Raw genomic sequence first — 16,168 nt, 5'->3', positions numbered from 1 at the left:
CAGTCATACATAGACAATTGCGTGTGTTACGGTGTAAATCTCACCATTGGTAAACTTCTTAAGCGTTAAAAATTATGCGCAGTGCATTTTTTAACCGATAGTAACTGTTTAGCCAGCTAATACCCATCATTATATTCGGTAAAACTGAACAACGTTAGCGACTTACTGGCCTGTAAAAAAACCGTTTGAATGCAAATTGATGGTTGCTCGTTGAGTGATTGATAACGCGTATCTAAATGCATGGTCCACCCGCCTTTTGGCGCAGCGGTGGGTAGATGGAAGCGAACATCGTTTTCACTAGCATTGACACACAAAAACCAGTGTTCAGGTTTTTGAGCCCCGTTAACACACCCTTTTATTTCAACGCCAAAGGCCTTGTTGTGTCGGGCATTCCAGTCTTCAGATGCTTTATCTGAGCCATCTGGCTTGTACCAGTTAATCTCTTTCACGTTGCGCGACAATGTGAACGTGTCATCGTGCAACTTTAACTCGCTAAGCAGCGAAGAAGACTGACGCAAACGAATAACGTACTGACAAAACTTCAAAAAGTCTTCCTTACGTTTGTTTAGCTCCCAGTTAAGCCAGCTAACAGGGTTGTCCTGACAATACGCATTGTTATTGCCGTTTTGTGTTCTGCTTAACTCATCGCCGCCAAGAATATGTGGCGTGCCCTGAGAGAAAATAAGGGTAGCAAACAAGTTGCGTTTTTGGCGCTCGCGCATCTCAATAATAGATGCGTCTTGCGTTTCACCTTCAACACCATAATTTGAAGATAAATTATTGCCATGACCGTCTCGGTTATCTTCTAAATTATCTCGATTATGACGCTCGCTGTAAGTCACTAAATCGTGTAGCGTAAAACCATCGTGATACGTTACGTTATTCACCGATGTGCTTATGTGTCGACGTCCTTTGTGGAATATATCGCGAGACCCCATAAGACGTGTTGCAAAATCAGCCGTAACGCCATCATCACCGCGCCAAAAGGCGCGAATAGTATCGCGGTATTTATCGTTGACCTCTAACCAAGGCGATGGGAATTGCCCCACTTGATAACCGCCATAACCAATATCCCAAGGCTCGGCCAGAAGCACCTTATCTTTAAGTACTGGGTCGCTGCTAATTGCGCGAAGTAACCCTGACTTATTTGTGAAGGTTTGAGGCTCTCGCCCTAAACATACTGCAAGGTCAAACCTAAAACCATCTACGCCAATTACGTTAACCCAGTGTCGCATTGCATCAAGAATAAGGGCCATCATAAATGGCTGTGAAGTATTTATAGTATTACCGCAACCAGAATGGTTTGAGAATACAAGTTCACCTGACTTGGTTTGCTCGTACAAATAAGCTTGGTAAGGGCAAAATCCTTTAAAAGAAAGCACAGGGCCACCCTGCCCAGCTTCTGCCGTATGGTTAAATACCACATCAACAATAACTTCAAGGTCGGCCTTATGATAAGCCTCAACCATTTCTTTCAGCTCGGCCAGTGCATCAGCTACCCCATAGCGAGGCTCCGGTGCAAAGAAATTCACCGGGTTGTAACCCCAATAATTGGTCAGCCCTTTGTCCGTTATGAATGGTTCCGGCATAAAAGAGCATAAAGGCATAAACTGCACAGTGGTAATACCCAGCGATTTTAAGTGTTTAATAACGCTAGGGTGTGCGGCACCAATAAATTTACCTTGGTGCGCTTTTGGCACATCAGGATGCAGTTTAGTTAGCCCTTTTACGTGTGCCTCGTACACAATGCGTTTGTGCTTTGGTACTTTAGGAGCGGCAACTGCACTGGGTAAATACGCGTTGTGGTCTACTACAATGCATTTGGGCATCATAAACTGAGAGTCGTGTTTATATCGACGTGCATCCCATTTAATTGCCCTGCTTATTTTTAAAGCGTATGGGTCGATAAGCAATTTATCGGTAGGTACGGCATGAATACCACCGTCGTTGCGCTCTACCCGGTAACCATAATATTGACCCGCTTTAATGTTTGGCAAAAAGCCGTGCCACACGTCACCGGTTTTTTCTGGAAGCGATATTTCAAGCGTGGCTTCTTCGGTATCACTGTTGAACAAGCATAGAATGACATCAACGGCATCTGGCGCATAAACGGCAAAGTTACAGCCGCCACGCATAAGCGTGGCACCCAAAGGATGCTCAGAGCCTGTACTACAGCTAATTGCTGCACTAGTGCCGTTTGTATCTTCCAACTTACGTTACCTATGTATTCCGCTTTTAAAAAAGTATAAGTGCGCTTTTTTTCTCAAAACAAACTTAAAACAACGCTACTTCATTCACTACTGTGACGTTACATAAAACACAGTAGCCAATGGAGGTAGATTTATGTCTACCGAATGCTGCCTATTGTTCCATGGCGTTGGCGTTGAAACCACACGTGGCACGGTAGCAAAATCACTACCCCAAAATGCTTTATCATCGGTATTAAGCGCAAGTTCAAGCGTACATGGTGCATCTACACCCAGTCTAAAATTGTTTCGCGGTACTGGGGTAAAGTTGGAGACCACATATACTTTCTGACTACCGTTTTTAGAAGAACGTACGAAAGAGACCACGCTCTGATCTGCGTTTTCATGATCTATCCAGGCAAAGCCTTCATGATGATGGTCTAACTCGTATAACGCCGGCGTTGTCGTATAAAGCTTATTAAGTGCTTTATACAAAGACTGAATACCCGCATGTTTTTCGTATTGAAGTAAATCCCAATCTAGGCCAGCGTCGTGGTTCCACTCTCTTGATTGAGCAAGCTCATTGCCCATAAAGTTGAGTTTCTTGCCCGGGTGACCGTACATAAAACCTGCGTAGCAGCGAAGGTTTGCAGCTTGCTGCCATTCATCACCTGGCATTTTTCTCAGCATACTGCCTTTACCGTGTACAACCTCATCGTGAGAAATAGGCAGTACAAAGTTCTCATCAAACGCATACACCATGCTAAACGTAATATCACCGTGGTGATAGTTGCGATAGGCGGGGTCTTTGGCAATGTAATGCAGTGAATCGTGCATCCAGCCCATATTCCACTTAAATCCAAAGCCTAAGCCGCCATCAAATACAGGTCGAGATACTTTAGGAAACGATGTCGACTCTTCCGCTATGGTCATTGCATCTGGGAAATGCTTATATACTTCTTCATTCATCCAGCGCAGCAAACTAATGGCTTCGTAGTTTTCATTGCCACCGTCTACATTTGGGATCCACTCACCGTCGTTACGCGAGTAATCAAGATAAAGCATACTGGCTACTGCATCTACACGAAGGCCATCAACGTGGAACTTATCTAGCCAAAACAGTGCGTTTGCCACTAAGAATTGACGAACAGTGTCTTTACCGAAATCGTAAATGCACGAATTCCAGTCAGGGTGCCACCCTTTCTTTGGATCTTCATATTCGTACACGCAGGTGCCGTCAAATCGCGCTAAGCCGTGTCCATCTTCAGGGAAATGTGCAGGAACCCAGTCAATAATTACACCAACACCTGCTTGGTGGCATTTATCCACAAAATACTTAAAGTCGTCAGGATTGCCAAAACGACTTGTTGGCGCAAACATGCCAACGGGTTGATAACCCCACGAACCGTCGAAAGGAAACTCTGACACAGGCAAAAGCTCAACGTGGGTATAGCCCATGTCGCTAACATAACCTATAAGATCATCGGCCAACTCGCGGTAAGATAAATAGCGTGCGTCACTTTGCGCATCCGGTCGTTTCCACGAACCAAGATGTACCTCATAAATACTCATTGGCGTTTCGTATTTATTGGTTTTGCGACTTTGCATCCACTTTTCATCGTTCCACGTGTATGCGGTATGGTCGAAAACTTTAGACGCGTGCGACGGATATTGCTCTGCGCTAAAGCCTAATGGGTCGGCCTTATGCGGAAGGTCATGGCCTTTTGCATCTTTCACTTGATACTTATAGCGTTCATTCGCCTGCAGGCCAGGGATGAATAACACCCAATACCCCATAGACGTCTTTTCCATAGGATTAACGCGACCGTCCCACTGGTTAAAATCGCCAATAACCGACACAGCGCTGGCATTGGGTGCGAACACACAAAAACGCACGCCGTTAATTGCCGTACCTTCGGTTGAATCGACACTTAATAGCTGAGCGCCCGCTTGTTGATACAAGTTTGCTGGCTTGGCATCGATAAAATGTACGGCGTGATAGGCATTTTCAGTGAATTGGTAAGGGTCGAAGTAAGTGTGCTCGCCATCTTCGTATTCTGCGTTTACAGAATAGGTATGGCCGCAATGCGCTTTGGAGATTTCAGCTTCAAATAAGCCCGTATTTGAAACAGGCTGTAGCGTAACCTTTGGTAGTGCAGCGTTTTCCCATTTAACTGAAATAGACTTCGCACCTGGTCTCCAGATACGAAGAAGAAACGTTCCGTTGTTTTCTACAACACCCAGTTGGGAAAATGGCTGTGAACATGCCGCTTGTTCAAACTGCTGCACTACTTGTTGCATTCGCTACTCCTATTAAAAACCCGCATTGCAGCGGGTTTAATTCGTAAAGCGCCAGAATTGACGCTTCATCTTACTCGATTAAGAAGCACTAAGTCACTTCTTTAATTCAACTATCCAATTTAGGCTATTACTTGTTACTCGCTTGCTTTCTTGCGTGTGTAAGTTTAGCGGCTAACTCATTAATTTGTGCATTTTCAAACATTGTCTCAATGTTTTGCGTAAGCTTTCTGCGCCAGTTTGGATACTCGTCAAACGTACCTGGAATGTTTACTGGCTTATCCATTTGCAGCCAGTCTTCCAGCTGTAGGCTTAGTAACGCGCTTGAACCGCCTGCCATGTGCACCTGCATGCCATAGTTTAGGTCTTGGTTCATGCCAACATAGTTCACATCGCGACCTACGTTATCACCTACAGAGCCGTGACCGTGAAGCGTATCCAAAATAGACTGTTTGTTGTCGTGACGGTCGGTGTAAAGCGTATCCAAAATTTCTTGTGTAGGATAAAGACCAATTTCTTTACCAAGTTCAAGATCAAGGCAGTGCCAGTAACCAATAAGGGTTGGCATATCGTGGGTAGTCAACGTTGACATCGACTGCACTGGGTAGTGACTAGGAGAGAAGAAACCGCCATCTTCCGCTTGCTCAAAGAAGAACACGCGGTATGAATAAACGCCGTTATCTGCCAACTTGCTGCGGATTTCTTCTGGCACGGTCCCAAGATCTTCCCCAATGACTAAGCTTTGGTTTCTATGGCTCTCTAATGCCAAAATACCTAGAAGGTCATCTACAGGGTAATAAATGTATCCACCTTCTTTTGCATCGTCGCCTTTCACTACCCACCATAAACGCAGAAGTGCCATAACGTGGTCGATTCGAAGTGAACCTGAGGACGCCATGTTAGAAGCGAATAGGTCGATAATTGGTTGATAAGCTTGTTCGTAAAGCTTACGTGGGTCCATTGGCGGAAGACCCCAGTTTTGGCCTAATGGGCCTAAGATATCTGGCGGAGCACCAACGCTGGCGTCGGTACAGTAAAGGTCTTTATTACCCCAAATCTCCGCACTTCCTTCGCTTACACCTACCGCCAGGTCGCGATACAAGCCAATAGTCATGCCAGCTTCAGTAGCCTTATTGCTCGCTTGCTCTAGTTGCTGCGCCGCAATCCACTGTAAAAATAGGTAGAACTTAACGTCTTGCTCGTTCGCTTTCTTAAACTTAGCCACTGCAGGATTGTGATAATCTTTAAACTCTTCAGGGAATACAGGCCAGCCCCAGCTTTCCTTTCCTTGCGCTTTAAGCGACGACTGAAGTGCATCGTAAACCGCTAACATATCAAGACTTTCACCACCAGCTTCAACAAACGCTTTAAAGGCCTTGTTCTGTTTAGTGCTCTTAGTTAAGTATTTTGCGTCGTAAACATCAAATACCGCACGAAGCGCAGCAAGTTTAAGATGTGCAACCGCCTCATAATCTACGTGTTCTACGTTACGCGCATGCGCTAACGTTTTGTTGAAGTCGTCGCTTGATACTAACGCTTGTACTGACGCATCGTCGTAGCCTTCTACTGCCGTTACGTCGATATACAAATAGTTCAACCAGCGGCGTGAACTTGGACCATATGGAGAGCATGCATTAGGGTTAGCCGGATAAAGCGCATGAATTGGGTTTAAGCCAATAAAATCTGCACCCACACTTGCCGATTTCTCGATAAGCTGAGCAAGGTCAGAGAAATCACCAATCCCCCAGTTGTTTTCGCTACGCACACAATAAAGCTGAACGCTTAAACCCCAAATTTTCTTCCCTTGTTTAATAGGATCAGGAGTAAAGCAAGCCTGTGGTGCCATAATAATACGTGACGTGGCAATTTGGTCGCCGTCTGCTGATAGCGCCACATCGTGATAGCCAAGCGGTAAATCTAAAGGCAGCGCAACCACGTATTCATGGAATTCAACGTCGTCGATATGCGCCATTGTTGTCATGCTTTCATCTACAGGCGTGAACGCGTGAGTAAGCACCTCACCGCTTTCCAGGGTAACGGTAAGTACGTGCTCATCGTTTACTAACTCTATAGGTAAACGTACCGATAACGTAATGTCTTCACCACGGCGTACAACTTGAACAGGGTTCAACGGAGACAACCAAACAGATTGAACATCTTGTGCAATTTGTGACTGAATTTTTTCGTCACTGCTGGTGTCATAGCCAAGTGCATTTAACAACTTAGCCTTGCTCGATTCTGCGATGGTTGCTGGATTTCCCCATGCGTCTACGTACTGGGTTTCTATTCCCCGCATTTCAACCAATTGTTGCAGAAGTTGTTGTGTCATGGTGTGTAATTCCTGTTGTTCGATAGAGTAACGCTATCGTGCTTAAGAGAAAACTAAAGCACATACGTATAAAACAATTTTTTAACATTATTCTAGAAACCGCGCTCGGGCGATATCTGAATACGATTGCAAAAGTCATTGTTCGTAATTTTGCAACACTTTAGCTTTTTATTTTGCTAATTATGGCATTTTGATCCATACTTTACGTAATTTATTTTCATATTTTATTAAAATTTATCGGGGTACGTTATGACAATTCGCATCGGTATCAACGGTTTTGGCCGTATTGGACGTCTGGTAATGCGCGCTGCAGCAGAGCGTCAAGACATCGAAGTAGTGGCTATTAACGACTTGCTGGACACAGACTACATTGCTTATCTATTAAAGTACGACTCTACCCACGGTTTGTTCGACGGTGAAGTAACTGTAGACAATAATTCACTAATTGTTAATGGCAAAACTATCCGTATCACGTCAGAGCGCGATCCAGCTGCACTTAAGTGGAACGAAGTTGACGTAGATGTAGTGGTTGAATCTACGGGTCTTTTCCTAACTAAAGAAACAGCAGCAAAGCACATTGAAGCGGGCGCAAAGAAAGTTGTAATGTCTGCGCCATCTAAAGACGACACGCCAATGTTTGTTATGGGCGTAAACCAAGACAGCTACGCAGGTGAAACCATTGTTTCTAACGCATCTTGTACAACAAACTGTCTTGCACCTTTAGCGAAAGTGCTTAACGATAAATTCGGCATTGTTGACGGTCTAATGACTACCGTACACGCTACTACTGCTACTCAGAAGACAGTAGATGGCCCATCTATGAAAGACTGGCGCGGTGGTCGTGGCGCAGGCCAAAACATCATTCCATCTTCTACAGGTGCAGCGAAAGCCGTTGGTAAAGTTATCCCAGCACTTAACGGTAAGCTTACTGGTATGGCGTTCCGCGTACCTACACCAAATGTGTCGGTTGTGGACTTAACCGTTAACCTTGCAACGCCTACTAGCTACGACGCTATCTGTGCGGCAATGAAAGAAGCCTCTGAAGGCGAGCTTAAAGGTATTATGGGCTACACAGAAGATGCTGTGGTATCTAATGACTTCGTAGGTGACGCGCGCACATCTGTGTTTGACGCCACAGCAGGTATCGCACTAACTGATACGTTTGTAAAAGTAGTATCTTGGTACGACAACGAGTGGGGCTACTCAAACAAAGTACTAGACTTGGTTGCTCACATTTCTAAATAAACGGCATTCATAACAAATATTTAGTTTATTTGTCATTTATTTGAGTTAATCTGAAAAGGTGTAAACATTGTGTTTGCACCTTTTTTATTTTCATCGGCACATTCATATGAAGGTGGTGACAAACACGCTTTTCCCTGTCACTGTTTTTAAGCTATCACCCACCAAGGAGGGTTTATGTCACCCGTTAATTCAATTTCGCTAAGTGAGTCTAATGGACTTACTTTTCTTGAGATAGACAATAACAAAGCGACAGCGAAAGTCAGTTTGTTTGGTGGGCATGTTCTGTCTTTTGTACCTAAATTGGATGGAAAAGAACGCCTTTGGGTAAGCCCACATGCGTATTTAAACGGAGAGCGCCCAATACGAGGCGGTGTACCTGTATGCTGGCCATGGTTTAGTGACGACCACGGACAAGAGAAAGGTGCCCTACCCGCTCACGGCTTTTTGCGCACCCAGGTGTGGAAGCTAGTGGATTCACAAGATACAGAAGAAGGCACAAGCATTACGCTACGCCCTAGCTTTACCCGCGCCCAAGGCTTCGAATACGATTGCAACGTTACGTTGCAACTTATCATTGGCGATACATTAACAATGTCGCTTATTACCGAGAACACGGGTACGGTGCCGTTTAAATATAACTGCGCGCTTCACAGCTATTTCCATGTCGACCATATCAATCACACTGAGCTTCAAGGCATTGACGGAGACTACAAAGACAAACTTGCAGACTGGCAAATCAAGCCTTCTCCTACCCCCTATACCATTACCGGTGAAACAGATCGCATTCACCTTAGCGCTGTTAAAAACACTACAATTGAAGTTGAAAAGAGTGCTTTTACTGACGTTAAATCAGAAGGTAACGACTCGCTAGTGGTATGGAACCCGTGGCTGGGCGCCGCATCAATTTCAGATATGGACCCCTTTGGTTACAAACACATGATTTGTGTAGAGACTTCCCTAACCCAAGGAAAAACTCTAGAGCCAGGTGAAAGTCATGCGCTTACACAGGTTGTGGTGCCTCGATAGCGAAAAACGTTTTAATAAGCGGAATCAGCAGCTTCGTACTAAAAATGGCCGTGGTAAGTTAACTAAGACTCCCACGACCATTTTTTAGCTGACAGCGCATAATTTACTAATAGCCAATTGGATGACTTATGTTAAGCAAAGGAATTGCATTTAGGTTGCTAAAGGTCGTCTTAACATCATTTTTATTTGCCCCCTTACTTTTAAACCTGACAGGCTGTGCGCATTTGGTCGCGCATCAAATAGCTTCTCAGTATTCGCCTGCCGTCGATGAAAACGTGTCAGAAATTTTTAAAGTTTTACATTTATGCTCGCAAAACAAACACTGTGTTACTGTTCAAAATCAACCAGAACACCGCTTTACTAATCTGCATGTTACACTTCAAATAGATGACAAACACAAGCGTTGGAACTTTCGAGACGACGATATCCCACCTCCCAAAAACAGTAACCACCTAATTATTGTATTTCCTGGTTTTAATACGCCTAAACAGACTGTTGCATTTCATCAAGCATGACTTAATAACGTTACAGGCGCAGATGTAATAGTGATTGAAAGTGCTAACGCCAGTAGTAACTTTTCATTCGGCCTTAATGCCGTTGAACCGGTTTTATCTGAAGTTCAAAAAAGGAACCCAGAAAAAGTGGATGTTATTGGCGTGTCGATGGGTAGCGTTGCAGCGCAACGCGTGGCTTCAGCACTAGAAACATCTAGACTGCATTTAATTGCTCCTATGACAGATTTTCATCACTCAACACTGGCGCTTTGGAAAATGCTTCACAAAGATAAGTTCTACTCTGTGTTTATTGAAGAAGAAGACATAAACAACGCCGTTGATATTGTTTACAGCAATGCAAAACTTCAGGCGAAAGACATTAATATTGTTGATGCAGTAGAAGTAAATGCTAAAGCCACCTATGTGTATACGTCGACAGCAGACAAAGTTACGTTGGCTAGCGACTGGAACAACATTCAAAACAACACTGTAAAACGCCACACATTTGAAGATTTAACACATCTTGAAATGGCATCTTTAATGGATGAGGAATTATTACAAAGTTTTCTGTCGAACTTGATAGAAAGCGATGTTGAATATACTAAGTCGACGACTGGATTAGTTTGCGATTTAAACCGAAGCGACTGCGCTGTTAGCGAGTGAATTTGATAAATGTTTACTTGGACTGTTGTTTCTCGTCTAATCTTTACAACTTACACTCTGAAGTTCAGTTCCTTATCTAACTTTCGCCAGTCAACTTTACTGCCATACTTATGTTTCCTACAAAGCAGGAGACAAGTCATGGCAACAAACTCACACACCTTGGAACAAAGACCGCATTATTGGGCAGAAAAAGCCTCTTAAGTTATCTCACATATGGGGTATCCGAATTCGACTAAAACTTGAAGGCCGGACGCTTGACCTCGCATTATTCAATCTTGGTCTTGATAGCAAACTACGAGGTTGTGACCTCGTTAAACTCAAAGTATCAGATGTTGTTTGCGGGAGTTCAGTGCTGAGGCGTACCCATGTTGTTCAGCAAAAACTGGAAGTCCTGTCCAATTTGAGATAACTCCGAAAACGGGAGAATCGATCTTGGCTTGGGTAAAGAAAGCTGTTCTAAAAGCGTCTGATTGCCTTTTTAAATCGCGCATAAACAAAGTTGAGCACATATCAACTAGACAATACAATCGCATTTTTCGCGGATGGATTGAAAAACTCGGGCTAGATGCCTCGCTCTACAGCACCTATTCATTTTCATTGCGCAAAAACAAACCCTATTTCATTTATAAGAAGACTGAGAACCTTCGGGAAGTGCAATTTTTGCTGGGCCACAAGAAGCTAGAGAGCACTGTCCGCTACTTAGGCATTGAAGTGGACGACGCTTTAGAAATATCAGAATCTATTAAAACTTAGGATAATGAGTTGGGCTGCTATGAGCGTAAAGCGGACCTTGAAGGTTACTAACGCGCTTGTCCGCTGTAGACAATGGAGCGGTCGTTCAGCAAACTTGGAATATCGGAATTTTGAACATTCGCTTCCTACCGGAAGCGACCGCTCAATTAAAACTTTCAAAAGACCTTTTCGAAATTCGAAAAAACCTCTACTCATTTAAAATAGAACCTCTTTTTTAGTTGTAAGCTAGGATAAGCAGTAACGTGGTGCCCTAGAGAAGGTAGCTTGCTCTTGTCATTTCGGTTCACCACAACATGTTGAACTATTTTCGCTCACTTCTCACACAAATCCGAAAACATTATTGCTTATGCCTTGTTAACGAAAGTGCTAGAAGTTTACTTTCTTCTTAATCTGCATATTGCAATAAGAACTAGGCCAAACAGCCCTAAGGTAGGAGGTGCTGATACTTCAACTGAAGTAGCAAGAACCTGAAATCTAACCCCTTCCGCGGGCATACCACCAGTAGAGTTGATGCTAGTGCGAGTAGAACCTTGCAGAGACGTATTTGAGTTACCGCTATAAGTATAAATTGCCATGTTAGATTGTTCGAACCATTGCATACGGTAAGAACCTGCCGCCAGAGTTGGACCGTCAAACAACATATTCAAAACAACTGAACTAGGGGTAGAGCTTGCCATAGTCGCATACGAACTAACTACAGTTTCAAACAGTTTGGTTGTTAAGCTAACATCCCAAATTGAAAGGTTTACATTCCAATTAGACCCGTACCAATTAGCGACCTCTAAGTTTGTACCGCCAATAGTAGCTCCGGAATTTAGCGTAAATTCGTCGCTAACGAACCACGAACCTCCGCAAGTTGCACACCACGCATTACCCTGAGTACCTGGTTTTTCCCAATCTGGTGACGAATATATGACACTGGACTGGGCGTGTAAGCTTATAAATAAGCCAAAAATAGCAAATATCTTTACGGTTATATTTTTCATGTGACTGCCTTCTATATGCTTCTGTGCTCTTTACTTACATGAGCACAAAAAGTGCCAAAAATAATGTTCATAAAAAACAAATCGTTACGAAAATCTGTTTTAAAAGTGTAAATTTCTCAGACAGTATAAGTGGGCAATTCGAAACTAACTGGTTGCATTTTCTGCAGTTAACCAAAAAAGATTAAGTATAAGAAATTCAAACGCTACCAGTTTCTCATACTTACAATCATCACAAGCAACACGTAGAAATCCATGGTCCAATCGACCATGTATGAGAAATTCTTCAAACTCTTTCTCTACATGGTGCGATAACGACTTTCCTTTATGCGACAGGTGCTTTAGAAATTCAGGATAGTGATGTTCGACCAATTGATACAGTAACGTCTGTTCTGGACGATGTCGTGTTTAGTTATGAGTTTGAGTTGCTAGCAATGGTTTCCTTACCAAAGATTTGCATCTCAGTGTGCAGTTGTTCTTTGTGTTAGTCTACTGACCTTGGAGATGGAAAATTTTTTGTGAAGGTCTGTTAAACGTGCAAATCAGACGTTCTTACTCTAGAAAGCCCACACTTAGTTTACATCCGACAGTCATGCTATATATCACCCGCACGTAAAAACGTCAGGTCAAATGTGAGCGACTCACCTGAGTCGTTACCAGCATGCCTATGGTCATATTCACCATCGAAACGTACATACCAGCCATAAAAAAGGGACGCAACTAGCGTCCCTTTTCTCTTATTTCAATTCGGAGAAATACTTATTTATTTACACCAGCAATCGCTTCTTTAGCCAACTGTGTAATGCGTGCCCAGTCGCCCGACTCAATAGCATCATCTGGGGCTAGCCACGAACCGCCAACGCATTTAACGTTATTCAGCGCTAAATAATCGTTGTAGTTGTTAGGGCCAATGCCGCCTGTTGGGCAGAACGTTACGTCAGGGAACGGGCCGCTAATAGACTTAATCGCTTTAACACCGCCCGACGCTTCTGCAGGGAAGAATTTCATATGCGTATAGCCTGCGTCTTTACCTTTCATAAGGTCAGACGTAGAAGAAATACCAGGAATAAGTGGAATTTCTGCATCCATACCCGCTTTAAGCAAATCGGCTGTCATACCTGGGCTGATGGCGAATTTAGCGCCTGCTTCAACAACGGCTTTAAGCTGCTGTGCGTTAGTTACCGTACCAGCACCAATAAGTGAGTCTGGTACTTCGTCTGCAATGCGCTTGATAACATCAATAGCCGAAGGCGTACGTAGCGTTACTTCCAGTACTTTAATACCACCTTCCATGAGCGCTTTCGCTAGAGGCACTGCTTTTTCAACGTCATTAATTACCAGCACAGGTACAACTGGACCCGCTGCAAAAATTTCCTCTGGCGTATATTTCCATTTCGTAGTCATAGTTTAGCTCGCTGTATTTTGATTTAGATAAGCAGCTGCACCAAGAAGACCATGGTCAGGTTCTGCTATCAAATAGGTGGGGATATCTTTTACGTAGTGCTTCATTTGGCCTTTTGCTTCAAAGCGGGCTCTGAAGTCGCTATTCTTAATGAAATCTGGGAAACGGTTTGCAATGCCGCCGCCAATAAAGATACCGCCTGTGGTAGCCATATTCAGTGCCAGGTTGCCGGCAAAGCTACCCATAATGCGACAGAATTGCGTAAGTGTTGCCTCTGCAATTTTGCATGAACCCGCTAGCGCGGCGTCGGTAATTTGTGCTGGCTCGGTAAACTCCACTGGCTCATTAGCATGCTTTGCTAGTGCTGTGTAGATGTTTAAAATTCCGCGGCCCGACATTACCTCTTCAGCTGATGCTCTACCGAACATAGCGTGAAGGTGTCGCCACACAATAACGTCAGTTTCATCAACTGGTGCAAAATCAACATGACCGCCCTCGCCATCCAGCGTTTGCCAGCCTGACGATGTCATTGTGATGTGCTCAACACCTAAGCCAGTACCCGGACCAAATACCGCAATATTGCCATTCTCTTTCGCAATACCTTCACCAATAGGAATAACCTGGTCGCTTCCCAGTACCGGCAATGAGTGTGCAACCGCTGTAAAGTCGTTAATTACGTAAAGCGCATCTAGCTTCAATTGAGAGCGCAGCGCATTTTGTGAAAACGCCCAGCTGTGATTGGTCATTTCTACCTGGTCGCCAAGCACAGGGCATGCAATAGCAATGCACCCTTCTGTGAATACATGCTCTGGCATATCAGAAAAGTATTGTGCAATGGCAAGGTCGATACTGGCGAAGTCGTTACACATGTATTTTTTGATATCAGCCACGCCCGACTCGGTTACCCGAGCCAAACGTATATTTGTACCGCCAACATCAGCCACAAACTTCTGGCTCATTATGCTTGCTCCTGCGTGTAGAAAAGTGAACACGCACCTTCTTCAGCACCGGTAAGCATTGCACGCATACCTGCGAACATTTCTCGGCCCATACCAACGTGATGTTTAGCCAAGTTTGCAGGCTGCGCTTCACGCTCAGCAAGGGTTGCCTCATCAACGTGTAACGTAAGTTCTCCAGTAACTGTGTTCAATTCAATTAGGTCACCGTCGTGTACTTTTGCAAGCAAACCGCCTTTGTAGGCTTCTGGTGTAACATGGATTGCAGCTGGTACTTTACCCGACGCACCAGACATACGGCCATCTGTCACCAAGGCTACTTTAAAGCCACGGTCTTGCAGCACACCTAGTGGTGGTGTTAAGCGGTGTAGTTCGGGCATACCAATAGCTGATGGGCCTTGGAAGCGCACAACTACAATACAGTCTTTATCAAGCTTGCCAGATTTAAACGCATCATCCAGTTCGAACTGATCTTCAAACACCACGGCAGGCGCTTTAAGCGTGCATTGCGGGTTACGCAGTGCAGACGTTTTAATAACACCGCGACCTAGGTTACCGTCTAGTACACTAAGGCCACCGTCTGGCTTGAATGGGTTTTCAACTGTAGCAAGTACTTCTTTATCAAGCGACTCTGTCGGGCCATCTCGCCATTCTAGGTTGCCATCAATAAGCACAGGCTCTTTGGTGTAGAAATCCAGACCTTCGCCACAAATGGTTTTAACGTCGTTGTGCAATAAGCCAGCATCTAGAAGCTGGCGGATAAGCAGCGACATACCGCCTGCTGCAACGAAGTGATTAATATCGGCAGAACCATTCGGATAAATACGTGTAAGTAGCGGTACAGCGTTTGAGATATCTGAGAAGTCATCCCAGTTAACGATGTAACCAGCTGCACGCGCAACCGCGATAAGGTGCATTGTGTGGTTTGTTGAACCACCAGTAGCTAATAGCCCTACTAGGCCATTAACAATCGCTTTTGCATCAACAATATGGCCGATTGGCGTATAGTTATCGCCAAGATCAGTAAGTCGAGTAGCTTGAACAGCCGCCGCTTTTGTTAAAGCGTCACGAAGCGGCGTGCCCGGATTTACAAACGAAGAGCCAGGAAGATGCAGACCCATCATCTCAACCACTAACTGGTTAGAGTTAGCCGTACCGTAGAACGTACAAGTACCCGCAGAGTGATAAGACTGAGACTCAGCTTCTAAAAGCGCGTCACGGCCTACCTTGCCTTCAGCATACTGCTGACGAACGCGAGCTTTCTCTTTGTTCGGAAGACCCGATGGCATTGGGCCTGCTGGCACAAACACTGTTGGAAGGTGGCCAAATGTCAATGAACCAATAAGTAGCCCAGGAACAATTTTGTCACAAATACCCAGCATTAGCGCACTGTCAAACATGTTGTGAGACAACGCAATAGCTGCACCTTGAGCAATGTTATCGCGGCTCATCAAGCTTAAGTCCATACCAGACTGGCCCTGAGTAACACCGTCACACATTGCAGGTACACCGCCCGCGAACTGTGCCACGCTGCCTACTTCTTTCACTGCTTCTTTGATAATAGCCGGATACGTTTCGTAAGGCTGATGCGCAGACAGCATGTCGTTGTACGACGAAATAATAGCTACGTTAGCTTTGGTCATTGAGCGAAGATCGGCTTTTTCGCTAGAGCCACATGCCGCAAAACCATGTGCAAGGTTACCGCACGACAACGCACCACGGTGCGGGCCCTGACGTCGTGCCTCTTCAATTTTTTCTAGGTACGCTTTGCGCGTTTCTTTACTACGCTCGATAATTCGTTGCGTAACTTCAGCAATTTTTGGATTCATTCTC

Annotated in this window: 11 protein-coding genes; 4 read left to right on the top strand and 7 right to left on the bottom strand. The window is 44.6% G+C overall.

Annotated features, from left to right (window positions below):
* Nucleotides 1–116: 116 nt before the first annotated feature.
* The 3 genes from glgX to malQ form a co-directional block, all read right to left on the bottom strand.
* Complete coding sequence (gene glgX, locus V7R35_RS11230; RefSeq protein WP_334014922.1) at nucleotides 117–2,210, bottom strand: glycogen debranching protein GlgX; 2,094 nt, start codon at nucleotides 2,208–2,210, stop codon at nucleotides 117–119.
* Nucleotides 2,211–2,297: 87 nt separating this feature from the next.
* Nucleotides 2,298–4,487 carry a 1,4-alpha-glucan branching protein GlgB gene (gene glgB / locus V7R35_RS11225; protein ID WP_334014921.1) on the bottom strand — a complete coding sequence of 730 codons (2,190 nt, stop codon included), beginning with the start codon at nucleotides 4,485–4,487 and terminating at the stop codon, nucleotides 2,298–2,300.
* 127 nt (nucleotides 4,488–4,614) lie between these two features.
* Nucleotides 4,615–6,813 (bottom strand): 4-alpha-glucanotransferase, encoded by a 2,199-nt coding sequence (gene malQ / locus V7R35_RS11220; RefSeq protein WP_334014920.1) that lies wholly within the window; start codon nucleotides 6,811–6,813, stop codon nucleotides 4,615–4,617.
* A gap of 249 nt (nucleotides 6,814–7,062) precedes the next feature.
* Here malQ and gap point away from each other — a divergent pair, with 249 nt between their 5' ends.
* The 4 genes from gap to V7R35_RS11200 all read left to right on the top strand — a co-directional run bounded on the left by gap (nucleotide 7,063) and on the right by V7R35_RS11200 (nucleotide 10,994).
* Nucleotides 7,063–8,058 (top strand): type I glyceraldehyde-3-phosphate dehydrogenase, encoded by a 996-nt coding sequence (gene gap / locus V7R35_RS11215; RefSeq protein WP_334014919.1) that lies wholly within the window; start codon nucleotides 7,063–7,065, stop codon nucleotides 8,056–8,058.
* Between the two features lie 174 nt (nucleotides 8,059–8,232).
* Nucleotides 8,233–9,084 (top strand): D-hexose-6-phosphate mutarotase, encoded by an 852-nt coding sequence (locus tag V7R35_RS11210; protein WP_334014918.1) that lies wholly within the window; start codon nucleotides 8,233–8,235, stop codon nucleotides 9,082–9,084.
* Between the two features lie 545 nt (nucleotides 9,085–9,629).
* On the top strand, nucleotides 9,630–10,241 hold the full coding sequence (locus V7R35_RS11205; RefSeq protein ID WP_334014917.1) for a hypothetical protein: 612 nt from the start codon (nucleotides 9,630–9,632) through the stop codon (nucleotides 10,239–10,241).
* Nucleotides 10,242–10,577: 336 nt separating this feature from the next.
* A complete protein-coding gene (locus tag V7R35_RS11200) occupies nucleotides 10,578–10,994 on the top strand; it encodes a tyrosine-type recombinase/integrase (RefSeq protein WP_438823468.1) in 417 nt (138 codons plus the stop codon).
* 374 nt (nucleotides 10,995–11,368) lie between these two features.
* Here the strand turns inward: V7R35_RS11200 and V7R35_RS11195 are convergent, their stop codons facing one another.
* The 4 genes from V7R35_RS11195 to edd form a co-directional block, all read right to left on the bottom strand.
* A complete protein-coding gene (locus V7R35_RS11195) occupies nucleotides 11,369–11,980 on the bottom strand; it encodes a hypothetical protein (RefSeq protein ID WP_334014916.1) in 612 nt (203 codons plus the stop codon).
* Nucleotides 11,981–12,736: 756 nt separating this feature from the next.
* Nucleotides 12,737–13,381 (bottom strand): bifunctional 4-hydroxy-2-oxoglutarate aldolase/2-dehydro-3-deoxy-phosphogluconate aldolase, encoded by a 645-nt coding sequence (locus V7R35_RS11190; protein ID WP_334014915.1) that lies wholly within the window; start codon nucleotides 13,379–13,381, stop codon nucleotides 12,737–12,739.
* A gap of 3 nt (nucleotides 13,382–13,384) precedes the next feature.
* Nucleotides 13,385–14,338, bottom strand: coding sequence for a glucokinase (glk, locus tag V7R35_RS11185; RefSeq protein WP_334014913.1), 954 nt, complete (start codon nucleotides 14,336–14,338; stop codon nucleotides 13,385–13,387).
* Complete coding sequence (gene edd / locus V7R35_RS11180; protein WP_334014912.1) at nucleotides 14,338–16,164, bottom strand: phosphogluconate dehydratase; 1,827 nt, start codon at nucleotides 16,162–16,164, stop codon at nucleotides 14,338–14,340. Before edd ends, glk begins: the two co-directional genes overlap by 1 nt.
* Nucleotides 16,165–16,168 lie beyond the last annotated feature (4 nt).

The organism is Alteromonas sp. S167, from assembly GCF_036864375.1.
Lineage (GTDB): Bacteria > Pseudomonadota > Gammaproteobacteria > Enterobacterales > Alteromonadaceae > Alteromonas.
Note: the sequence above shows the minus strand (reverse complement) of the source record. Positions and strands in the feature narration are given on the sequence as shown.

What these genes read in the sequence shown, in the direction of transcription:
- glgB (WP_334014921.1), bottom strand. Translation starts at nt 4,487, where the DNA reads ATGCAACAAGTAGTGCAGCAGTTTGAACAAGCGGCATGTTCACAGCCA.
- malQ (WP_334014920.1), bottom strand. Translation starts at nt 6,813, where the DNA reads ATGACACAACAACTTCTGCAACAATTGGTTGAAATGCGGGGAATAGAA.
- gap (WP_334014919.1), top strand. Translation starts at nt 7,063, where the DNA reads ATGACAATTCGCATCGGTATCAACGGTTTTGGCCGTATTGGACGTCTG.
- V7R35_RS11210 (WP_334014918.1), top strand. Translation starts at nt 8,233, where the DNA reads ATGTCACCCGTTAATTCAATTTCGCTAAGTGAGTCTAATGGACTTACT.
- V7R35_RS11195 (WP_334014916.1), bottom strand. Translation starts at nt 11,980, where the DNA reads ATGAAAAATATAACCGTAAAGATATTTGCTATTTTTGGCTTATTTATA.
- V7R35_RS11190 (WP_334014915.1), bottom strand. Translation starts at nt 13,381, where the DNA reads ATGACTACGAAATGGAAATATACGCCAGAGGAAATTTTTGCAGCGGGT.
- glk (WP_334014913.1), bottom strand. Translation starts at nt 14,338, where the DNA reads ATGAGCCAGAAGTTTGTGGCTGATGTTGGCGGTACAAATATACGTTTG.
- edd (WP_334014912.1), bottom strand. Translation starts at nt 16,164, where the DNA reads ATGAATCCAAAAATTGCTGAAGTTACGCAACGAATTATCGAGCGTAGT.